This is a genomic window from Citrobacter sp. Cpo061 (assembly GCF_030332845.1).
GTDB lineage: Bacteria > Pseudomonadota > Gammaproteobacteria > Enterobacterales > Enterobacteriaceae > Citrobacter > Citrobacter portucalensis.
Window position 1 is genome coordinate 528,787 of sequence record NZ_JAOWHB010000050.1, and the last position, 20,942, is coordinate 549,728.

Below are 20,942 nucleotides of genomic sequence, written 5' to 3' on the forward strand. Positions count from 1 at the left end.
TGCGGAGACAGGACAATGAAACTCGAGTTTTCAGTTTATCGCTATAACCCGGATGTTGACGACGCTCCGCGCATGCAGGATTACACCCTGGAGGCGGAAGAAGGGCGCGACATGATGCTGCTGGATGCATTGATGCAGCTGAAAGAAAAAGATCCGTCGCTGTCGTTTCGTCGCTCCTGCCGTGAAGGGGTTTGTGGCTCCGACGGTCTGAACATGAACGGCAAAAATGGACTGGCCTGTATCACTCCTATTTCTGCGCTGAATCAGCCGGGCAAAAAAATTGTCATTTGCCCGCTGCCGGGTTTACCGGTTGTGCGCGATTTGGTGGTAGACATGGGGCAATTCTACGCACAGTATGAGAAGATTAAGCCTTACTTGTTGAATAATGGGAAAAATCCGCCAGCTCGTGAGCATTTACAAATGCCAGAGCAGCGTGAGAAGCTCGATGGGCTGTATGAATGTATTTTGTGTGCATGCTGCTCAACGTCCTGCCCATCATTCTGGTGGAACCCGGACAAATTTATTGGCCCGGCAGGCCTGCTGGCAGCGTATCGCTTCTTAATTGATAGCCGCGATACCGAGACCGACAGCCGCCTGGAAGGTTTAAGTGACGCTTTCAGCGTATTCCGCTGCCATAGCATCATGAACTGCGTCAGCGTATGTCCGAAAGGACTGAACCCGACGCGCGCCATCGGCCATATTAAGTCGATGCTGCTCAAACGTAGTGCGTAAGTAGTTGTAGTGGTTGCCGGATGGCGACGTAGCGTCTTATCCGGCCTACGGGTTACGTACCTTGTAGGCCTGATTAGCGAAGCGCCATCAGGCAATATAAGTGCAGGAAACCTCTAAAAACTGCCACATTATTAGACAGTTTTTAAAGGTTCCTTAGCGGACGCAGATGACACGACAGTCCGCAACAAGTGAACCCCGGCACGCACATCGGTGTGCGTGGTAGTATCCACGGCGAAGTAAGCATACAAATGCTTAAGGGATCACGATGCAGAACAGCGCTTTGAAAGCCTGGTTGGACTCTTCTTACCTCTCTGGTTCTAACCAGAGCTGGATAGAACAGCTCTATGAAGACTTCTTAACCGACCCTGACTCGGTAGATGCTAACTGGCGTTCGACGTTCCAGCAGTTACCTGGTACCGGAGTCAAACCGGATCAACTTCACTCAAAAACACGTGATTATTTCCGTCGACAGGCGTTGATTACCCCACGTTACTCTTCTTCTATTTCCGACCCTGATGCCAATGTGAAGCAGGTTAAAGTCCTGCAGCTCATTAACGCCTATCGTTTCCGCGGTCATCAGCATGCGAATCTTGATCCGCTGGGACTGTGGCAGCAAGAAAATGTGGCCGATCTGGACCCGTCTTTCCACGATCTGACCGATGCGGATTTCCAGGAAAGCTTTAACGTAGGTTCTTTTGCCGGCGGCAAAGACACGATGAAGCTGAGCGACCTGGTTGTTGCGCTGAAACAAACCTACTGCGGCCCAATTGGCGCCGAGTACATGCACATCACCAGCACCGAAGAAAAACGTTGGCTTCAGCAGCGTATCGAGTCTGGCCGTGCCGCATTCAGTAGCGAAGAGAAGAAACGTTTCCTCAGTGAACTGACCGCAGCAGAAGGTCTGGAACGCTACCTGGGCGCTAAGTTCCCGGGCGCGAAACGCTTCTCGCTGGAAGGCGGCGATGCGTTAATCCCAATGCTCAAAGAGATGATCCGCCACGCCGGTAACAGCGGTACCCGTGAAGTGGTACTGGGCATGGCGCACCGTGGTCGTCTGAACGTTCTGGTTAACGTACTGGGCAAACGCCCGCAGGAACTGTTCGACGAATTTGCGGGCAAACATAAAGAACACCTCGGCACCGGTGACGTGAAGTACCACATGGGCTTCTCATCAGATATCGAAACCGAAGGCGGTCTGGTGCACCTGGCGCTGGCGTTTAACCCGTCGCACCTGGAAATCGTTAGCCCGGTGGTTATCGGTTCCGTACGTGCGCGTCTGGATCGTCTGGACGAGCCGAGCAGCAATAAAGTCCTGCCAATCACCATTCACGGTGATGCGGCAGTTACCGGGCAGGGCGTGGTTCAGGAAACCCTGAACATGTCGAAAGCGCGTGGTTACGAAGTGGGCGGTACCGTTCGCATCGTTATCAACAACCAGGTGGGCTTCACTACGTCTAACCCGCTGGATGCGCGTTCTACACCGTACTGTACCGACATCGGTAAGATGGTTCAGGCGCCGATTTTCCACGTGAACGCGGATGACCCGGAAGCGGTCGCTTTCGTGACGCGTCTGGCGCTAGATTTCCGTAATACCTTTAAACGCGATGTCTTCATCGATCTGGTGTGCTACCGCCGTCACGGCCACAACGAAGCCGACGAGCCGAGCGCAACCCAGCCGCTGATGTATCAGAAAATCAAAAAGCATCCGACCCCGCGCAAAATCTACGCTGATAAGCTGGAAGCGGACAAGGTCGCCACGCTGGAAGATGCGACCGAGATGGTCAATCTGTACCGTGACGCGCTGGATGCTGGCGAATGCGTAGTGAAAGAGTGGCGTCCAATGAACATGCACTCCTTCACCTGGTCGCCGTACCTCAACCACGAATGGGATGAAAACTACCCGAACAAAGTTGAGATGAAGCGTCTGCAGGAGCTGGCAAAACGCATCAGCACCGTACCTGAAGCGGTTGAAATGCAGTCGCGTGTTGCCAAGATTTACGGCGACCGCCAGGCCATGGCCGCAGGAGAGAAGCTGTTTGACTGGGGTGGTGCAGAGAATCTGGCTTACGCCACGCTGGTTGACGAAGGCATTCCGGTCCGTCTGTCGGGTGAAGACTCCGGTCGCGGAACCTTCTTCCACCGTCACGCGGTGATTCATAACCAGGCGAACGGTTCAACCTACACTCCGCTGCAGCATGTGCATAACGGACAGGGCACCTTCCGCGTATGGGACTCCGTACTGTCTGAAGAAGCGGTGCTGGCGTTTGAGTACGGTTATGCCACAGCAGAACCGCGCACGCTAACCATCTGGGAAGCACAGTTCGGTGACTTCGCTAACGGTGCACAGGTCGTTATCGACCAGTTCATCTCTTCCGGCGAGCAGAAATGGGGCCGTATGTGCGGTCTGGTTATGCTGCTGCCGCACGGCTATGAAGGTCAGGGGCCGGAGCACTCCTCCGCGCGTCTGGAACGTTATCTGCAACTTTGCGCTGAGCAAAACATGCAGGTTTGCGTCCCGTCTACCCCGGCGCAGGTTTACCACATGCTGCGTCGTCAGGCGCTGCGCGGTATGCGTCGTCCGCTGGTGGTGATGTCACCGAAGTCGCTGCTGCGTCATCCGCTGGCGGTGTCTACGCTGGACGAACTGGCAAATGGTACTTTCCTGCCAGCCATTGGCGAAGTAGATGAACTTGATCCTAAAGGCGTGAAGCGTGTAGTGATGTGTTCTGGTAAGGTTTATTACGACCTGCTGGAGCAACGCCGCAAGAACGACCAAAAAGATGTCGCCATTGTGCGCATCGAACAGCTCTATCCGTTCCCGCATAAAGCGGTGCAGGAAGCGCTGAAACCATTTGCTCACGTACATGATTTTGTCTGGTGCCAGGAAGAGCCGCTCAACCAGGGCGCATGGTACTGCAGCCAGCATCATTTCCGTGAAGTAATTCCATTTGGGTCAGCTCTGCGTTATGCAGGTCGCCCGGCCTCTGCCTCTCCGGCAGTAGGGTATATGTCCGTTCACCAGAAGCAGCAACAAGATCTGGTAAATGACGCGCTGAACGTCGATTAAATAAAGGATAAATAATGAGTAGCGTAGATATTCTTGTTCCCGACCTGCCTGAATCCGTAGCGGATGCAACGGTTGCAACCTGGCACAAAAAACCGGGCGATGCAGTACGTCGTGATGAAGTACTGGTAGAAATCGAAACTGACAAAGTGGTACTGGAAGTACCGGCATCAGCGGACGGTATTCTTGATGCGGTTCTGGAAGATGAAGGGACAACCGTCACTTCTCGCCAGATCCTCGGTCGCCTGCGTGAAGGCAACAGCACCGGTAAAGAAACCAGTGCTAAGTCTGAAGAGAAAGATTCTACTCCGGCACAGCGCCAGCAGGCGTCTCTTGCTGAGCAGAACAACGATGCCCTGAGCCCGGCGATCCGTCGTCTGCTGGGTGAGCATAACCTCGAAGCCAGCGCTATCAACGGCACCGGTGTCGGCGGTCGTATCACCCGTGAAGATGTTGAAAAACATCTGGCGAAAGCTCCGGCTGCGAAAGCCGAAGCAAAAGCGCCGGCTGCAGCACCTGCACCGCAGGCTCAACTGGGCGCGCGTGGCGAAAAACGTGTTCCGATGACCCGTCTGCGCAAACGCGTAGCCGAGCGTCTGCTGGAAGCGAAAAATTCTACCGCCATGCTGACCACGTTCAACGAAGTCAACATGAAGCCAATCATGGACCTGCGTAAGCAATACGGTGATGCGTTCGAGAAACGCCACGGTATCCGTCTGGGCTTTATGTCTTTCTACGTGAAAGCGGTTGTTGAAGCGCTGAAACGCTATCCGGAAGTGAACGCGTCCATCGACGGCGATGACGTGGTTTACCACAACTACTTTGATGTCAGCATGGCGGTCTCCACGCCGCGTGGCCTGGTCACGCCGGTCCTGCGTGATGTGGATCTGCTGGGTATGGCTGACATTGAGAAGAATATTAAAGAACTGGCAGTTAAAGGTCGCGACGGCAAGTTGACGGTCGAAGATCTGACGGGTGGTAACTTCACCATCACTAACGGTGGTGTGTTCGGTTCCCTGATGTCCACGCCGATCATCAACCCACCGCAGAGCGCCATCCTGGGTATGCATGCCATCAAAGATCGTCCGATGGCGGTAGACGGCAAGGTTGAAATCCTGCCGATGATGTATCTGGCGCTGTCTTATGACCACCGTCTGATCGATGGTCGTGAGTCAGTAGGCTTCCTGGTAACCATTAAAGAGTTGCTGGAAGATCCAACGCGTCTGCTGCTGGACGTGTAGTTAATAAGAGTATCACCTGCCCCGTAGGTCTGGACGCTTATCAGACCTACGGGTAAAAGATAACGATTACCTGAAGGATGGACAGAACACATGAACTTACATGAATATCAGGCAAAACAACTTTTTGCCCGCTATGGCTTACCGGCACCGGTGGGTTATGCCTGTACTACTCCGCGCGAAGCCGAAGAAGCTGCATCTAAAATCGGCGCTGGCCCGTGGGTAGTGAAATGTCAGGTTCACGCTGGTGGCCGTGGTAAAGCGGGCGGTGTGAAGGTGGTAAACAGCAAAGAAGACATTCGCGCTTTTGCTGAACACTGGCTGGGTAAACGTCTGGTCACTTACCAGACAGATGCTCATGGCCAACCGGTAAATCAGATTCTGGTTGAAGCCGCGACCGACATTGGTAAAGAACTTTACCTCGGCGCAGTTGTTGACCGTAGTTCCCGTCGCGTGGTCTTCATGGCCTCTACCGAAGGCGGCGTGGAAATCGAAAAAGTAGCGGAAGAAACCCCGCACCTGATTCACAAAGTGGCGCTCGATCCGCTGGCAGGCCCGATGCCTTACCAGGGTCGTGAGCTGGCGTTCAAACTGGGTCTGGAAGGTAAACAGGTTCAGCAGTTCACCAAGATCTTCATGGGTCTGGCGACTATCTTCCTGGAACGCGATCTGGCGCTGATCGAAATCAACCCGCTGGTGGTGACCAAGCAGGGCGACTTGATCTGCCTCGACGGCAAACTGGGCGCTGACGGCAACGCACTGTTCCGCCAGGCTGACCTGCGCGAAATGCGCGACCAGTCTCAGGAAGATCCGCGTGAAGCGCAGGCTGCACAGTGGGAACTGAACTACGTCGCACTGGACGGCAACATCGGTTGTATGGTTAACGGTGCGGGCCTGGCAATGGGCACCATGGACATCGTTAAGCTGCACGGCGGCGAACCGGCTAACTTCCTCGACGTTGGCGGCGGTGCGACTAAAGAGCGTGTAACCGAAGCGTTCAAAATTATCCTCTCTGATGACAATGTTAAAGCCGTACTGGTTAACATCTTCGGCGGTATCGTACGTTGCGACCTGATCGCTGACGGTATCATCGGCGCGGTAGCAGAAGTAGGTGTAAACGTTCCGGTTGTGGTACGTCTGGAAGGTAACAACGCTGAACTCGGCGCGAAAAAACTGGCTGATAGCGGCCTGAATATTATTGCAGCGAAAAGTCTGACGGATGCAGCTCAGCAGGTTGTTGCCGCAGTGGAGGGGAAATAATGTCAGTTTTAATTAATAAAGATACCAAGGTTATCTGCCAGGGCTTCACCGGTAGCCAGGGGACATTCCACTCCGAACAAGCGATCGCTTACGGTACGCAAATGGTCGGTGGCGTTACGCCGGGCAAAGGCGGCACCACGCATCTGGGTCTGCCAGTGTTCAACACCGTACGTGAAGCGGTAGAAGCGACCGGCGCAACCGCCACCGTTATCTATGTTCCGGCACCGTTCTGCAAAGATTCCATTCTGGAAGCAATCGATGCAGGCATCAAGCTTATCATCACCATCACCGAAGGTATCCCAACGCTGGATATGCTGACCGTGAAAGTGAAGCTGGATGAAGCTGGCGTACGCATGATCGGCCCGAACTGCCCAGGCGTTATCACTCCGGGTGAATGTAAAATCGGTATCATGCCGGGCCACATTCACAAGCCGGGTAAAGTGGGTATCGTTTCCCGTTCAGGTACCCTGACCTATGAAGCGGTTAAGCAGACCACCGACTATGGTTTCGGCCAGTCTACCTGTGTGGGTATCGGTGGCGACCCGATCCCTGGCTCTAACTTCATCGACATCCTGAAGCTGTTCCAGGAAGATCCGCAGACTGAAGCGATCGTCATGATCGGTGAGATCGGCGGTAGCGCGGAAGAAGAAGCGGCTGCTTACATCAAAGATCATGTAACCAAGCCAGTTGTAGGTTACATCGCGGGCGTGACTGCGCCGAAAGGTAAGCGTATGGGTCACGCGGGTGCGATCATCGCGGGTGGGAAAGGTACAGCGGATGAGAAATTCGCTGCGCTGGAAGCTGCAGGCGTGAAAACTGTTCGTAGCCTGGCCGATATCGGCGAAGCGCTGAAAACCGTTATTAAGTAAGAAATAAAAAAACAGCCCTGACTCTCTGCATAGTCAAGGGCTGGTCCCGTTTCGACATGGTTGGCCATCTGATGATGGCCTTTTTTTGCCGGGAATTTAGCGTTCAGCCAGCGTTTTCAACCAGCGAATTCCACTTTCCGGTGAGGTCATTACCGGCACCGGCGGGGAAGGGAGCTGTTGTAAAACGCGCGCCATCGAAGCCTGCGCCAGCATCACGACATCCGCCTGGGTAAAGGCGCTCTGTAACCCTTCACTGACGATACAGTCATGGGTATCCATATCTCCCGCCAGCAGCGCGTGGAATGCATCCTCCATTAATACAGGCGTAATGGTTCGTGATTTACCGCTTTGCTGAACTTTACGCTGGACGTAATCCAGCGTTGGCTTCAGCGTGGTTGCCACGGTTGCTAACACGGCGATCCGTTCGCCTTTTTCAATCGCCTCTTCCACCATCGCGCAGTCAATGCGCGCGAGCTGGAGTGGGGTCATAAACTGGCATTGCTCCACCGCAGTACCAATTGAAGAGCAGGCGGTAATAAAGATATCGCAGTCCGCCTTTTCAGCAATATGCACATAGTCGGCGATGCGGGCGGCAATATTTGGCGATACGCCTCCGGCTTTCATCACCTGTTTAATCATAGATTCTTCAACCAGGTGCATCACTTCGACCTCCGGCATGATGTCGGCGATCAGCTGTTGCATTATCGCAAGCGTGGCTGCACTGGTATGCAGCATGGCGACCTTTTTCATTGGGCAATCTCCTTAAGTAACGTTTCCGCGACGGACAGCGCCGCATCATGATCTTCCTGCGCGGATAAACCGCCCACCGCGACGGCTCCAAGGCATTTCCCCTGGTGCAGAATCGGGATCCCGCCCGGCAGCGCCGTAAAACGCGGATCGGCAAAATAGCTAATATCCAGTTGCTCTTTTTGCAGACGCTGTAAAAATGCCTGCGTGGTGCAGCCCAGGCGGCTGCTGGTGCGCGCTTTACGCTGGGTTAACTCGATGGTTAACAGTTTGGCGTTATCCATCCGCGCAAAGCTGAGCAGTTCTCCATTGGCATCGCATACGGCCACGCTTAACGGGCGATTTGCATAACGTGTTTCGGCGAGTTCGAGCGCACAGGTTACGGCGCGCAGGGCCTGTCCCAGAGTGAGAGTTGTCATCGTGATTATCCTTTCGACAGATTTTCGCAAGCAGGTTGAACGGGATCTTTGGCTGCTGCTACCTGCGCCTGTCTGGCGTCTTTTTTGCGCCAGTAGTTGGCGAGCAGCGAGCCGCTAACGTTACCCAGCGGTGTCATCACCGCTGATGCGAGTCCAACCGTTGCCAGTTTGCCCATCGCGGCGGCAAGCCCTGACGCCATACCGCCGTTTTGCAGGCCGACTTCAAAGGCCACGGTACGGGCAGACTGCACGTCCATGCGGAAGATCCAGCGGCTCATCAGATAACCAATCAGGAAGCCGCCGAGGTTATGCATCAACATGGCGAAGCAGAGCAGGAAACCGACCTGCACCAGGTTGTCGCGCCCGGCTGCGGCGGCGGTGGTGGTAAAGAAAATGATCCCCATCATTGAGATGGTTGGCATGACCTTCTTCACGCCCGCCACGCGGCCATACAGCCAGTTGTAGAACAATGCCCAAACGAGGCCGCCTGCTACGAAGTTGAGGACCACCGCGTACATCTGCGCTTCGGCGCTGGCATGACCAAACAGCGCGTCCCAGCCGCCGGCAATCATATACAGCAGCCAAATTGCGCCGATCCCGGCCAACATCTGGACAACACGGCGTCCGCGCACGCCTGCATAGGTTTTCAGATAGTCATGCAGAATTGCCGCGCCGATGGGAATTAATACGATTTTCACCACGTCCATCACCATCGCGGTGAGCTGGATATCAATCATTGAACCCGCCAGCAGATTAACCCACAGCGGCGTCATTACCGTTGCCGCCAGCGTTGAGACTGCGGCGATTGATACCGCCAGCGCGAGGTTGGCGTTGGCGATGTAAACCATCACCGTCGACGAGAGACCGCTGGGGCAAGCGCCAATCAACAAAATGCCCACCGCCACTTCAGGCGGAAAATCAAAGATCAGGGTAATGCTCAGGCCGAGCAGGGGCATGATCACGAAATGGCAGAAGGTACCGATAAAAACTGCCCACGGCATTTTGGCGACATCAATAAAATCCTGGATCGTTAGCTTGGTGCCCATGCTGAACATGGTGGCCTGAATCACAAGGAACACGATCCATTTATGGGTGATATTGAAACCGCCCCAGACGATCAGATCCGTAGACCAGGTCATGGCGGCAACAAAACCGGCGATGATCCACAACGTAAACTGATAGCTGCGTAAACCAGGCCAGTAGCCTGCACCGGCGGCGAATCCGACGGTGAACATCACCAGCCCCGGCTGCCACAGCGCCGTGGACTGGATGAGCGCGCCGATAATCGCCAGCGCCACGCCCGCAACGCTGACGCCGAGTCCGGTTTTGTGAATAACAGTGGTCATAGTCATGTTGAAATGTCCTTGCTGTTGTTATTGCTGCCGGGGTGGAATAGATAACATGCGCCGCGCAATTTCCGGCGTAGCAACTTTTTTATCCATACTGCGAATGAGCGTAGCGAGTTTGGCTACCTGCTGATAATTATGCTGAGCTTTTTCTTCGGCGCTTAAATAATAACTATCTTCATAGCCGATTCGCACTTCACTGGCACCCATAGCGACCGCGGCAGCGATAATATCGAAATTCCTTCTGCCAAAATGAGTAATTCCCCATAAGGCGTCGCGTGGGATCATACTACGCAGAGCAATTAATGCATCAACGGTTGCAGGCGTACTGCCGCGGTGACCGAGAACAATATTAAAGAGCATAGGTTTTTGAAATTTTATTTTATCTTCAAGGTTCAGGATGTTATTAATCATGCCGATTTCAAAAACTTCAAACTCTGGAATAATATTGCGTTCAGTTATTTGCCGTGAACAATATTCCACGTCCGGACCGGGATTAAAATACACCGCATCACCGAGGTTAACGGAACCGACGTTCAGCGAGGCCATCTCCACGCCGGGGCAGGCCAGTGGCGCGCAGCGCTCGGCGATGGACATCGAAGAGACGCCGCCGGTAGAAGCCTGAATAATCAGGTTTGAATGGCGCATAACGCGGTCAATTGTTGCCTGAAAGTCGGTAGTATCTGGCGTCAGGCGTCCCTGTTTATCGCGAACGTGTAAATGGACGATGGACGCGCCATGTTCTACGCTGGCGAGTATTTCCTGCGCCAGTTCTTCGGGTATAACTCTGGGGCAATCCGCGGCAACGGGTGCCAGCGAAATAATAACAGTATCCGACATTTTTTCCTCCGGTACAGAGATATTAAAATTATAGGTAAGGCGTTATCCAGCGTAATGATTCCGGCCCTGATGTTGACGGTTGATATTCACAGCCAATCCAGTCCTGGTAATTCATTTTTCTTATAAAATTAAATAGCCATGCTTCATTTAACTCCCCGGTTCCTGGTTCATGGCGATAAGGAACAGAAGCGATTTGAAAATGTTTAATAAGGGTAAAATAGCGTTCGATATTTTTCGCCACGTTGCCATGAGTTTTCTGACAGTGGTAAATATCAAACTGTAAGCCGATATTCTTCTTACCAACCTCGTGAATGATAGATTCAGCCAGCGGGAAACTGTCAATAAAATAACCGGGCATATCCTGCGAATTTAATGGTTCAATCAGTACATCGATTTCCGCGTCTGCCATCACATCGCAGGCGATGCGCAGTCGATTCGTCAGGAGGTCGCGCTGGGCGTGCAGCGTCAGGTCATTGCAGCGCAAGCCGGACATAACGTGAACCCGGCGACAGCCCAGCGCCGTGGCGTAATCTCGCGCCACGTTCAGGCTGTGATGAAATTCCTGGTCTCGACCGGGCAATGCAGCGAGTCCCCGTTCACCCTGTGCCCAGTTGCCAGCCGGGGCGTTCATCAGCACCACCGGCAGAGATGTTTCCCGCTGAGCGGCCCGCAAATGCTCCAGCGGGTGCTGCCAGAGAAACAGCCCTTCTACGCCGCGAAAACCGGCTGCTTTTGCCGCCTGAAATCGACCCGCTATCGGTAAATCAGTAAATAACCAGTCGAGGTTAGCCGCTAACTTCAGCATGGCGTGCACCCTCCCGGCCATCAACCAGATGCAGCTTAACGCCCTGGCTGACAATAGTCTGCTGCGCATTTTCCGGTAACCGGTTATCAGAAATAATGTCGGTTAACTGCTCCAGCCCACAGATGTGGAACATGCCGTATTTGCCAAATTTACTGCTGTCACAGACCAGCACCCGACGCCGGGAGACGGTAAGCACCGCTTCTTTGACCGAGGCTTTCCCTTCACTCGGCGTCGACATGCCGCGCTCGGTATCCCACGACGATGAACTGAGAAACGCCACATCAATATTAATGGTGCGCAGAAAACTGGCGGCGCTTTTGCCAAGACATGAGCGGTTACGCTGATCCACCAGACCGCCGGTGTGATAGAGCGTAATGTGTGGCATATCCATCAGATAGTGGCTGATGGAAAAATCGTTGGTGACTACCGTCAGATTGAAACAGTGGCTGGCGGCCACCGCTTTCGCCACTTCAAACAACGACGTTCCGGCATCCAGATACAGCGTTTGTCCGGGCTCAATGAGCATTGCGGCGAGCTGGCCCATCTTACGCTTCACGTCATGATTCAACTCGGCTTTTTCCCGCCACGGCAGTTCGGATTTCAGCAGGTTATTGAGCTTTACGCCGCCGTTAATGGCAATAACTTTGCCTTCTTCTTCCAGCAACTGAATGTCGCGACGCACGGTCATATGCGACACGCTCATCAGATCTGCCAGTTCATTAAATGAGGCGGCATTCTTTTCGTGCACATAGCGGTAGATAAAATCACGTCGTTGCTCGGGGATCATCATGTCACCTCACGCTTGCCGGGAATGTTCAAGTTCGGCCACCGCCTCTTCTGAGAGCGGAACATAGCCGAGCGGTTTTAATGTCAGCCAGATGCGGGCGCTGTCTTCCAGTTCCTCGGCGTTAAACACCGCCTCACGCAGCGAGCGACCGCTTACTACCGGCCCGTGATTGGCCAGCAACGCAGCCGTATGATCTGCCGCGATTTTACTCAGTGCGCTGGCAATGCCTTCATGGCCGGGCTTGAAATAAGGCAGCAGCGGTAGCTGTCCGACGCGCATCACATAGTATGGCGTTAGTGGCGGTAGACAGTTTTCTGGTGTGGAGCAAGGCAGACAGGAGAGCGCGGTCAGCCATGGAGAATGCAGGTGCACAACCGCGCCGCAGGATGGCCGATGCCGATACCACGCCAGATGCATGGGTACCTCTTTTGACGGTTTGTCGCCGCTAAGATGCACGCCGTTGGCATCCAGCCTACTTAGCGTGGCAGGATCAAGCTCACCCAGGCAGGAGTTGGTCGGGGTCACCAGATAGCCGCCATCCGGCAATTTGACGCTGAGGTTGCCGGAGCCGCCGCTGCTGTAACCACGCATAAACAAGGAACGGCCATAGTGGACGAGTAGTTCGCGCAGTTGGTGTTCACTCACCGGATTCATAATGCGTACTCCTGGGCTGTAAAAAAGAAATCTTCGTCACCAAAGTTGCCTGACTTCAGCGCCAGCGCCAGACCGGAGGAAAATACCCACGGCACGCCAGGCGCAATGGCTTTGCCAACGGACAGACGCTTCACCTGCAGTGCCTCTACCACGGTGCCGGATGTTTCTCCGCCTGCGACGATAAAGGTGTTTACACCTGCAACTTGTAGCTTTGCGCTCAGTCGGGAAAAAGCGTGTTCGATCGCCTGGCTGGCAGTCTGTTCGCCGTACTCTTGTTGAATGCGTTGGAGTACGTCTGGCGGCTGGGTGGCGTATATCATCGGCGCGAATGGGTCGTTGATATGCGTCATCGCCCAGGCACACAGTTCATCAGTGTAGCGTTCTGTATCAGACAGGCAGCGGGCCACGTCGAGTACACGAGAGGCTGCTGCGGCCTTATAGCGATTGACCTGACGATTACTCATTGCAGAACAGCTACCGGAGAACATCACCGTTTTAGCGGGTAGTGGAAAAGCGTCCGGCGGCATGGTTTGCTGAGTTCCGGTGCAGGCGGCCAGTGCGCCACCGAGCCCGGAGCCCCCGGCTAACAGAGGGCTGGCATGGAGTGCCTGCGCCAGCGTGGTGAGATCTGCTTCATCCAGCGTATCGACGATAACGTGACGCGTACCTTCAGCCTGAAGTTGGGCCAGAGCGTCAGTGACCGCTTCCACACCTTGACGCAGCGTCGTGAGGTTGATGCAACCAACCTTGCCTGGCGTTTGCGCGCTCAGCAGGCGTGGCAGGCTGGCATCGGTCATAGGATTAAGCGGATGCTTTTCCATCCCGGATTCGTTAAGCAGTACGCCGTTTACAAAAAGATGGCCATGCACCACCGTGCGCCCGTTTTGCGGCAGGGCGGGGCAGTGGACGATCACGGGTGTATGCAGCTCGTTCATCAACGCATCGCTGACCGGTCCAATATTGCCTGTTGGCGTGGAGTCGAACGTCGAACAATATTTAAAATAGATCTGGCGGACACCTGCCTTTTGTTTCAGCCAGCGGGCACAGGACAGAGATTGTGCGATGGCCTGTTCTGCGGGTAATGAGCGGCTTTTCAGCGAGATGACGATAGCTTCGACCTCTTCATTCCAGCATTGAGTGGTATCAGGCATTCCGGGCAGTAGCGCAACGCGCCACCCCTGCTGCGCCATAAAGCTTGCAATGTCCGTTGCGCCGGTGAAATCGTCGGCGATAACGCCTGTGGTGACGGCCATGGATCAACTCCGTTCAGATTGTTTGCTAATTGAACATATTATTCAGGAGGGACTTTCACATTCACATGATGATTATCACAAATAAGCACATCATTGATTCACAGTAAAAATGAGTAATCTATTGAAAATAATGGATAAAGATGTTTGGTGTTGCGGAAAGAGTCTCACAAGAGAGTGTGAAGATTCGTTAATCTTTGAGAAAGCGAAGTCAGTAGTATGCAGCGGAGTATTATCGAGGTCGCTTTAACTCTCTTGCCAATTGATCATAATCATCTGCATAAATGAGATTATTTTTTGCGGTGAGCATCATTCTTTCTCTTGATTAATTTCTGCATATTACCGGCTTTAATTTCATTAATGCCGGAGGATACCGTGTCGTTGAAAATCCAGGATGATTATCTACAACGTTTTTTCTCGATAGCAAAAGTATTCTCCAGTGCGACTGGATTAGCCACGGTTGTGGTTGATGTTAACGGAAAAACTCTCTCGGATTGCCATAACTTTAATTCGTTCTGCACATTAATGCGGGCGGATGAACGATATTGTACGAGTTGCCAAAAGTGTGAAAAATATTGTGCTTTTGAAGGATTAAAACACCTTAAACCCAGAATACTCAGCTGCCACGCAGGGCTAAGTCTGTTTTCTATGCCATTAATTCGCGAGGGGCATCTGTACGGTTTTATGCTCTGTGGGCAGGTGCGGGCAAAATATCAGGAATATAAAACTATCGTTATTGATAATGAATGCTCATGGATGGATGAACCAAAAATAAAAGCTGAATGGAGTCAGGTGGCGGTAGTCGATAATAATACGCTGGTGGCATCAGCTAATTTATTAAATTTTATTGTTGATAATTTTGAGACAGAACAGCAACAACCTGATGAGTTTGTTATCCCGCCGACCAGTTACATGCGTCATTATTTTACAGAGCCTTCCCGACACGAGAAAAAGCTTCTGGCAGCGTTGCGTTATATTGATGAGAATTTATATAGTGAATTATCACTGGAATCCGTAGCAGCTCACGTTTGCTTAAGCGCAAACTATTTCAGCCGTTTTTTTAAGAAACGGCAGGGCGTTAACTTTAAAACCTGGGTGAATCAGAAAAAAATGCAAAAAGCGGGGGAGTTATTGCACGATCCCGTTCATTCAATAGACAGCATTGCCCGGAAACTCCAATACGCACAAACCAGTTACTTTTGCCGCGTTTTCCGGGCGGCGCATCAAACGTCGCCCCAGTCTTTTCGTCATGCCAGACTGTCGCAGTAAAGGTTTTCTGGCAGCGTAATGGCTTCAGGGATAAAAGAGAGCCGATCGCTCAGGGTTACCACATCACCAATCACTATCAGCGCAGGGGGGAGGATGTTAGCTTCCTGCGCCTTGCTCAGTAGTGAACCGAGCGTACAGGTCAGTCGGCGTTGGTTATCGCGGGTGGCGGACATAATTAGCGCTGCAGGCGTATCTGCTGATTTTCCACCCATCAATAATTCCTCACAGATAAACGCCAGATTGGCGATACCCATGACGATAACCAGCGTACCATTCAGTTTGGCCAGCTGACGCCAGTCCTGCTGTTGGTTGCCCTCCCGCGTATGACCGGTTACCACGTGAAATCCCGAGGCGAAATCGCGGTGTGTTACCGGAATCCCGGCATAGGTCAGGCCACCAATGGTTGAGCTGATACCCGGCACCACTTCAAACGGGATGCCCGTCTCGACGAGATCCTCAACTTCTTCAGCCCCACGTCCAAAAACATACGGATCGCCGCCTTTCAGACGCACAATATTATTGTGCGTTTGGGCATACTGGACAAGCAGTGCATTGATTTCATCCTGCGGTACACAATGGAAACCCGGGTTTTTGCCGACATTGATAAGCAGACAATCAGGTAATGCCCATTCCAAAATTTTAGGGTTGACCAGCCGATCGTAAATAATGACATCAGCCTGTTTAATGCACATCATTGCTTTGAGGGTAAGTAATGAAATATCACCAGGACCTGCCCCAACGAGCCAGACCTTTCCGAAAGTTTTCACATTGTGTCCTTTATCACATCGATCAAAAAAAGGCAGAAACCACATCAAGGAATGATAAAAAGCAGTCGTTTGCCCGTAAGTTATAACGTGAAATTATCCAAAATTATCGCACTGATAATATTGATTAATCTCGCAAAGTTTTTTCTGCAATAAACAAGATAACTTGAAAAATTATTAAGAACTTATTGGCACCATTTGCTTAGGTTTAACCTTATTTAAATTGTGTTTATTGCTGCTCTTGAGTATTATTGGTTAATATTTATCCGCCATCAGTGTGAGTAAATCATGGATTGGATCAATGACATTAATGGATGAAATAAAATATAACTCTCGGTGCTTATCTGGGTAGCTTGAATTATTTTTTATAAATTAAACTATTTTTGTACGCTGCATATGGAAGAGGTTATGAGAGGAAAAATACCCAAGACGGAGTTGCTGGTAACTTTTGAAGTTGTTGCGCGTCACGAAAGTTATACCCGGGCAGCTGAAGAGCTGGCTTTGACACAAAGTGCTGTTTTCCGCCAGGTAAATGCACTGGAGGATTTTCTCAATACCGCGCTATTTAATCATGCCAAAAAACGCATTTTCTTAAATGCGGCCGGCAAACACTATTTAAGTATCGTTAAAGAAACGTTAAATAAACTTGAACGAGATACGACGACGATAATGACCTGGCAGCCGACGGTACAGGTTATTGAGCTGGCGGTGAATCCGACGTTCAGCACGCACTGGCTGATCCCAAACCTGCGTGAATTTAACAAACTTAATCCTGATATTATCGTGAACATTCATTCCCTGGCGAATATTGGTGATTTTCTCAATCGAGAGTATGACGCGGCAATCATGCGCGAAGACTTTTATTCGCCATGGTCAGGGGTTGAGTACCTGTTTGAAGAGGAAATTCTGCCGGTTTGCAGTCGCTGTTTGCTGGCCGAACCGGAACGAAAACTGGCGGTGAACGAATTACTAAACGAATTTCCGCTCTTGCACCAAAGCACGCGCATCAAAGGGTGGCAGGAGTGGTTTGCGCTGTCAGATGTCAGCAGTCCGCTGGTGAATAAAGGTCCGAGATTTGATTTGTTATCGATGCTGATCGCGGCGGTCCGCTCTAATCTGGGCGTTGCGCTGCTCCCACGTTTTGCCATTCAGCACGATCTGGACAGCGGTGATATGGTCATTCCTTGCGATGTTCCAATGCGTACCGGGAATCGATTTATTATGACGTGGCGTGAAGAGAAATCGGAATCCGAGCATTTACAGATTTTCCGTAACTGGTTGCTCAGTAAGTCCGTGGTATCGGCTGCCTGAGGATGGCTTGCGCCTTATCAGGCCTACAACGATGGGTAGGCCGGATAAGACGCGTTAGCATCGTTATCCGGCAAAAGAACGGCTACCAGTCGATCCCAATCTGTGCCTGAATACCGCGGTCAAACGCGTGTTTGACCGGGCGAATTTCACTGACCGTATCGGCCAGTTCCAGCAACAGTGTGTGGCATCCGCGTCCTGTGACGATAACGCTCTGACCGGCAGGGCGATTTTCGATGGCGCTGATAACCTCCTGGGTATCCAGATAGTGGTAAGCAAGCATGTAGGTGAGTTCATCCAGCACCACTAGATCGTAATGCGCATCAGCCAGCATGCGCTTACTTTCCTGCCAGACAACCGTTGCCGCCTCGATATCTGCTTGCCGATTTTGGGTTTCCCAGGTAAATCCGGTGCCCATAATATGGAACTCGACGCCGAGGGGTTGCAGGGTGTTGTACTCGCCATTATCCCACTGACCTTTAATAAACTGCGCGATGCCAACGGTTTTTCCGTGACCCACTGCGCGCGTTGCCGTGCCAAAGGCTGCGGTGGATTTTCCTTTTCCGTTGCCGGTGAAGACAATCAGGATCCCTTTCTTCTCCGTTGCCGCCGCTACGCGGGTATCAACCTGCTCTTTCAGCTTCTGCTGACGCTGACGGTGTCTGTCGTTATTGGCGCGCGCTTCCATGGAAACTCCTTAATGCCCTGCCGGACAAGTTGCGCAGCGATGCTGCTGCTCGAACTGGCTAAAGAAGTTATTGCCTTTGTCATCCACTAATACGAAGGCCGGCATATTTTTAACTTCCATCATCCATACGGCTTCCATTCCCAGTTCGGGATATTCAAGGCACTGCAGGCTTTTCACGTACTGCTGCGCCAGCAGGGCTGCTGCACCGCCAATGCTGCCGAGGCTAAATCCACCGTGTTTGTGACAGGCATCAGTGACCTGCTGGCTGCGGTTACCCTTGGTGAGCATAATGAGGCTGCCACCTTGTGCCTGGAAAGCATCGACATACCCATCCATGCGCCCGCCGGTGGTGGGCCCCATTGAGCCACAAGCCTGATTTTCCGGGGTTTTGGCGGGACCCGCGTAGTAAACGATATGTTTTTTCATGTATTCCGGCATCGGTTCGCCGTTATCCAGTCGTGCTTTGATGTTCGCGTGGGCGATATCGCGAGCGACAACAATCGGGCCGCTTAACGACAGGCGTGTACCAATGGGCAGAGCGGAAAGGTCATGCAGGATGTCACGCAGCGGACGGTTCAGATCCAGTTGTACGGTCTGAGCGCCGTTTTCTATCCGGTGAGAATCAGGAATGAATTTGCCCGGATTATGCTCGAGTTTCTCCAGCCAGATACCGTGTTTATTAATTTTGGCCTTAATGTTACGGTCGGCAGAGCAGGAGAGGGCCATCGCGATTGGGCAGGAGCCGCCGTGGCGCGGTAAGCGAATTACGCGGATATCGTGGGCAAAGTATTTGCCGCCAAACTGCGCCCCGATGCCAAACTCGCGGCTGGCATTGAGCAACTCGGCTTCCAGCGCCGTATCACGGAACGCCTGGCCCAGCTCGTTCCCGCTGGTGGGTAGATTATCGTAATATTTGGTTGAAGCCAGTTTGGCGACTTTCAGCGCCTGGTCGGCGGATAAGCCCCCAACCACAAAAGCGATGTGATACGGCGGACAAGCGGCTGTACCCAGTGATTTCATTTTTTCGATCAGGAACGCAGTGAGTTTTTCCGGCTGTAGAATGGATTTGGTTTCCTGGTACAGCGCCGCTTTGTTAGCTGAGCCACCACCTTTATTGACGAACAGGAAACGGTATTCGTTACCTGGGGTGGCGCTAATATCGATTTGTGCGGGCAGGTTGGTCTGGGTATTGACCTCGGTATACATATCCAGCGGGGCATTTTGCGAGTAACGCAGGTTGTTTTCGGTAAAGGTGGAATACACGCCTTTGCTTAATGCTTCTGCGTCATCGCCGCCGGTCCAGACATGTTGTCCTTTGCTGGCCACAATGGTTGCCGTCCCGGTATCCTGGCAGTTGGGCAGTACGCCTTTAGCTGAAACCTCTGCATTGCGCAGCAGCTGCAATGCGACGTACTTATCGTTACTGCTGGCCTGAGGGTCGTGCAGAATGCTGGCAATTTGTTTTAAATGTCCGGCGCGCAGGAAAAATGAAGCCTCATAAAACGCCTGCTGTGCTAACAAGGTTAACGCTTCCGGTGCAACCTTGATCACTTCCTCTCCGTCTAACTCCGTTACCGTAACGTGCTGGTTACTAAGTAATTCATACTCGGTACTATCCTTACTCTGAACAAAGAGTTCCTGCCAGACAAATGGTTTATACATGTTTACTTCTCACCTCTTCGTGTTGTTTACCGAATGGCGCTTCGCTTATCCGGCCTACGATTAACGCATTGATGTAGGTCGGATAAGCGAAGCGCCATCCGGCGTAAAGTTATTTGGCTAAAAAGACATTGGCTTTTGTCGCTTCGGCGACATATTCGATAGTTTTCTGGGCACGAACGCTGTTTCCGGCTTCATCAAGCGGCGGAGAATAGACCGCAATCGCATATTCGCCAGGGACAACGGCAACCATGCCGCCGCCGACGCCGCTTTTCGCCGGGATGCCAACGGTGTACAGCCATTTACCGCTACCGTCGTAAAGCCCGGCGATTGCCATTTCTGCCAGCACCTGCGGAACATATTTCTCATTCAGCAACTGTTTACCGTTGAACGGAGATTTGCCTTTGTTCGCGAGCACGGCACCCATTTTGGCCAGTTGCTCAACGGTGATATCCACCGAGCACTGGCGGGTATAAATTTCAACGGCTTCGTCAGTGTTGCCATAGAAGCTGTTATAGGATTCCATCAGTTTGGCCAGCGCCTGATTGTGCTGGTTGGTTTCCATTTCAGATTTGAAAACCGGTTCGTTCACGGTGAGAGTGGCATCGGCCCAGACGTTCAGGTTGTCGAGGATTTTGTTCCAACGATCGGTTTTGTCTTTGGCTTCGATCAGGCTAACGGTGCTCATGGCCCCGGCGTTTACCAGAGGGTTTTCAGGCGCGCCTTTGGTCAGTTCAACAGCTAAACCTGAGTTGAATGGCATTCCGGTGGCATTGGCGCCAAGTTTATCCAGCACTACCTGAGGACCGTGCTGCTCCATGGCGAGCGCCATGGTGAACACTTTACTCAGGGATTCCATTGGGAAAGGTTTGTTAACATCGCCAACCTGGTAGATCTTGCCGTCCACCGTCGCAATGGTGATGGCAAAATTTTTCGGGCTATAGGTCGCCAGAGCAGGGATGTAGTCGGCGACTTTTCCATCGTTGTTACTTTTGTACTTCTGATGAGCCTGTTCTATCAGCTTGGCGTAGTCGGGCGTGGTTTGCGCGAATGTGGTTGCGCTAAACAAGACGCTGAAAGAAAAGAGACTCACGCCGAGAATTGTTTTATTCATTATGCATTCCTGTTGGTGTGCTCATCTTGGTGCCGGATGGCGGCGTACCGCCTTATCCGGCCTACGGATGGTTAAACGTTATGTAGGCCGGATAAGCGCGAGCGCCATCCGGCAATGGCGTTGTGTCAG

At 52.4% G+C, this 20,942-nt stretch carries 19 protein-coding genes; 7 read left to right on the forward strand and 12 right to left on the reverse strand.

Features of this window, described 5'->3' with window-relative positions:
- The first annotated feature begins 15 nt into the window (after nt 1-15).
- From sdhB to sucD, 5 genes are all read left to right on the forward strand, one after another.
- Complete coding sequence (sdhB, locus tag OGX97_RS17385; protein ID WP_286592644.1) at nt 16-732, forward strand: succinate dehydrogenase iron-sulfur subunit SdhB; 717 nt, start codon at nt 16-18, stop codon at nt 730-732.
- Between the two features lie 265 nt (nt 733-997).
- A complete protein-coding gene (sucA, locus tag OGX97_RS17390; RefSeq protein ID WP_003831411.1) occupies nt 998-3,799 on the forward strand; it encodes a 2-oxoglutarate dehydrogenase E1 component in 2,802 nt (933 codons plus the stop codon).
- A gap of 14 nt (nt 3,800-3,813) precedes the next feature.
- On the forward strand, nt 3,814-5,037 hold the full coding sequence (gene odhB / locus OGX97_RS17395; RefSeq protein WP_003022925.1) for a 2-oxoglutarate dehydrogenase complex dihydrolipoyllysine-residue succinyltransferase: 1,224 nt from the start codon (nt 3,814-3,816) through the stop codon (nt 5,035-5,037).
- Between the two features lie 90 nt (nt 5,038-5,127).
- Entirely contained in the window at nt 5,128-6,294 is a 1,167-nt protein-coding gene (gene sucC / locus OGX97_RS17400; protein ID WP_003022927.1) for an ADP-forming succinate--CoA ligase subunit beta, read from the forward strand.
- Nucleotides 6,294-7,163 (forward strand): succinate--CoA ligase subunit alpha, encoded by an 870-nt coding sequence (gene sucD, locus OGX97_RS17405; RefSeq protein ID WP_003022929.1) that lies wholly within the window; start codon nt 6,294-6,296, stop codon nt 7,161-7,163. Before sucC ends, sucD begins: the two co-directional genes overlap by 1 nt.
- A gap of 96 nt (nt 7,164-7,259) precedes the next feature.
- Here the strand turns inward: sucD and OGX97_RS17410 are convergent, their stop codons facing one another.
- Genes OGX97_RS17410 through otnK form a run of 8 tightly spaced genes read right to left on the reverse strand, consistent with a single transcriptional unit; the run spans nt 7,260 to nt 14,014 of the window.
- Nucleotides 7,260-7,913 carry an aspartate/glutamate racemase family protein gene (locus tag OGX97_RS17410; protein WP_279850450.1) on the reverse strand — a complete coding sequence of 218 codons (654 nt, stop codon included), beginning with the start codon at nt 7,911-7,913 and terminating at the stop codon, nt 7,260-7,262.
- A complete protein-coding gene (locus tag OGX97_RS17415; protein ID WP_267445097.1) occupies nt 7,910-8,329 on the reverse strand; it encodes a GlcG/HbpS family heme-binding protein in 420 nt (139 codons plus the stop codon). Before OGX97_RS17415 ends, OGX97_RS17410 begins: the two co-directional genes overlap by 4 nt.
- Before the next feature lie 5 nt (nt 8,330-8,334).
- Nucleotides 8,335-9,681 (reverse strand): bile acid:sodium symporter family protein, encoded by a 1,347-nt coding sequence (locus OGX97_RS17420; RefSeq protein ID WP_153686960.1) that lies wholly within the window; start codon nt 9,679-9,681, stop codon nt 8,335-8,337.
- Between the two features lie 21 nt (nt 9,682-9,702).
- Complete coding sequence (locus OGX97_RS17425; protein ID WP_008784143.1) at nt 9,703-10,515, reverse strand: 3-keto-5-aminohexanoate cleavage protein; 813 nt, start codon at nt 10,513-10,515, stop codon at nt 9,703-9,705.
- 28 nt (nt 10,516-10,543) lie between these two features.
- The gene (locus OGX97_RS17430) at nt 10,544-11,320 is read right to left on the reverse strand and encodes a hydroxypyruvate isomerase family protein (RefSeq protein WP_020996542.1); all 777 of its coding nucleotides are present in this window, start codon (nt 11,318-11,320) and stop codon (nt 10,544-10,546) included.
- Complete coding sequence (locus OGX97_RS17435) at nt 11,301-12,110, reverse strand: DeoR/GlpR family DNA-binding transcription regulator (RefSeq protein ID WP_008784145.1); 810 nt, start codon at nt 12,108-12,110, stop codon at nt 11,301-11,303. Before OGX97_RS17435 ends, OGX97_RS17430 begins: the two co-directional genes overlap by 20 nt.
- A gap of 6 nt (nt 12,111-12,116) precedes the next feature.
- Entirely contained in the window at nt 12,117-12,761 is a 645-nt protein-coding gene (otnC, locus tag OGX97_RS17440; protein WP_235124577.1) for a 3-oxo-tetronate 4-phosphate decarboxylase, read from the reverse strand.
- On the reverse strand, nt 12,758-14,014 hold the full coding sequence (gene otnK / locus OGX97_RS17445; protein ID WP_279850451.1) for a 3-oxo-tetronate kinase: 1,257 nt from the start codon (nt 14,012-14,014) through the stop codon (nt 12,758-12,760). Before otnK ends, otnC begins: the two co-directional genes overlap by 4 nt.
- 372 nt (nt 14,015-14,386) lie before the next feature.
- Here otnK and OGX97_RS17450 point away from each other — a divergent pair, with 372 nt between their 5' ends.
- A complete protein-coding gene (locus OGX97_RS17450; protein WP_103015097.1) occupies nt 14,387-15,280 on the forward strand; it encodes a PocR ligand-binding domain-containing protein in 894 nt (297 codons plus the stop codon).
- On the opposite strand, the gene cobA is transcribed toward OGX97_RS17450, so the two are convergent.
- A complete protein-coding gene (gene cobA, locus OGX97_RS17455) occupies nt 15,259-16,047 on the reverse strand; it encodes a uroporphyrinogen-III C-methyltransferase (RefSeq protein WP_003831416.1) in 789 nt (262 codons plus the stop codon). The two genes, OGX97_RS17450 and cobA, sit on opposite strands and share 22 nt — an antisense overlap.
- A 405-nt stretch (nt 16,048-16,452) precedes the next feature.
- Here cobA and OGX97_RS17460 point away from each other — a divergent pair, with 405 nt between their 5' ends.
- A complete protein-coding gene (locus tag OGX97_RS17460; protein WP_003022936.1) occupies nt 16,453-17,355 on the forward strand; it encodes a LysR substrate-binding domain-containing protein in 903 nt (300 codons plus the stop codon).
- Between the two features lie 82 nt (nt 17,356-17,437).
- Here OGX97_RS17460 and cobO read toward each other — a convergent pair whose 3' ends face one another.
- The 3 genes from cobO to glsA all read right to left on the reverse strand — a co-directional run bounded on the left by cobO (nt 17,438) and on the right by glsA (nt 20,813).
- On the reverse strand, nt 17,438-18,040 hold the full coding sequence (gene cobO, locus OGX97_RS17465; RefSeq protein WP_003022939.1) for a cob(I)yrinic acid a,c-diamide adenosyltransferase: 603 nt from the start codon (nt 18,038-18,040) through the stop codon (nt 17,438-17,440).
- A 9-nt stretch (nt 18,041-18,049) separates the two neighbouring features.
- Nucleotides 18,050-19,702: a class I fumarate hydratase gene (locus OGX97_RS17470; protein WP_279850453.1), complete on the reverse strand. Its 1,653-nt coding sequence runs from the start codon at nt 19,700-19,702 to the stop codon at nt 18,050-18,052.
- A gap of 109 nt (nt 19,703-19,811) precedes the next feature.
- Nucleotides 19,812-20,813 carry a glutaminase A gene (gene glsA / locus OGX97_RS17475; RefSeq protein WP_032942734.1) on the reverse strand — a complete coding sequence of 334 codons (1,002 nt, stop codon included), beginning with the start codon at nt 20,811-20,813 and terminating at the stop codon, nt 19,812-19,814.
- Between the last annotated feature and the right edge of the window lie 129 nt (nt 20,814-20,942).

Bases quoted from the DNA above. Each gene is read 5' to 3' on its own strand.
- sdhB (WP_286592644.1), top strand. From the start codon at position 16: ATGAAACTCGAGTTTTCAGTTTATCGCTATAACCCGGATGTTGACGAC.
- sucA (WP_003831411.1), top strand. From the start codon at position 998: ATGCAGAACAGCGCTTTGAAAGCCTGGTTGGACTCTTCTTACCTCTCT.
- odhB (WP_003022925.1), top strand. From the start codon at position 3,814: ATGAGTAGCGTAGATATTCTTGTTCCCGACCTGCCTGAATCCGTAGCG.
- sucC (WP_003022927.1), top strand. From the start codon at position 5,128: ATGAACTTACATGAATATCAGGCAAAACAACTTTTTGCCCGCTATGGC.
- sucD (WP_003022929.1), top strand. From the start codon at position 6,294: ATGTCAGTTTTAATTAATAAAGATACCAAGGTTATCTGCCAGGGCTTC.
- OGX97_RS17410 (WP_279850450.1), bottom strand. From the start codon at position 7,913: ATGAAAAAGGTCGCCATGCTGCATACCAGTGCAGCCACGCTTGCGATA.
- OGX97_RS17415 (WP_267445097.1), bottom strand. From the start codon at position 8,329: ATGACAACTCTCACTCTGGGACAGGCCCTGCGCGCCGTAACCTGTGCG.
- OGX97_RS17420 (WP_153686960.1), bottom strand. From the start codon at position 9,681: ATGACTATGACCACTGTTATTCACAAAACCGGACTCGGCGTCAGCGTT.
- OGX97_RS17425 (WP_008784143.1), bottom strand. From the start codon at position 10,515: ATGTCGGATACTGTTATTATTTCGCTGGCACCCGTTGCCGCGGATTGC.
- OGX97_RS17430 (WP_020996542.1), bottom strand. From the start codon at position 11,320: ATGCTGAAGTTAGCGGCTAACCTCGACTGGTTATTTACTGATTTACCG.
- OGX97_RS17435 (WP_008784145.1), bottom strand. From the start codon at position 12,110: ATGATGATCCCCGAGCAACGACGTGATTTTATCTACCGCTATGTGCAC.
- otnC (WP_235124577.1), bottom strand. From the start codon at position 12,761: ATGAATCCGGTGAGTGAACACCAACTGCGCGAACTACTCGTCCACTAT.
- otnK (WP_279850451.1), bottom strand. From the start codon at position 14,014: ATGGCCGTCACCACAGGCGTTATCGCCGACGATTTCACCGGCGCAACG.
- OGX97_RS17460 (WP_003022936.1), top strand. From the start codon at position 16,453: ATGAGAGGAAAAATACCCAAGACGGAGTTGCTGGTAACTTTTGAAGTT.
- cobO (WP_003022939.1), bottom strand. From the start codon at position 18,040: ATGGAAGCGCGCGCCAATAACGACAGACACCGTCAGCGTCAGCAGAAG.
- OGX97_RS17470 (WP_279850453.1), bottom strand. From the start codon at position 19,702: ATGTATAAACCATTTGTCTGGCAGGAACTCTTTGTTCAGAGTAAGGAT.
- glsA (WP_032942734.1), bottom strand. From the start codon at position 20,813: ATGAATAAAACAATTCTCGGCGTGAGTCTCTTTTCTTTCAGCGTCTTG.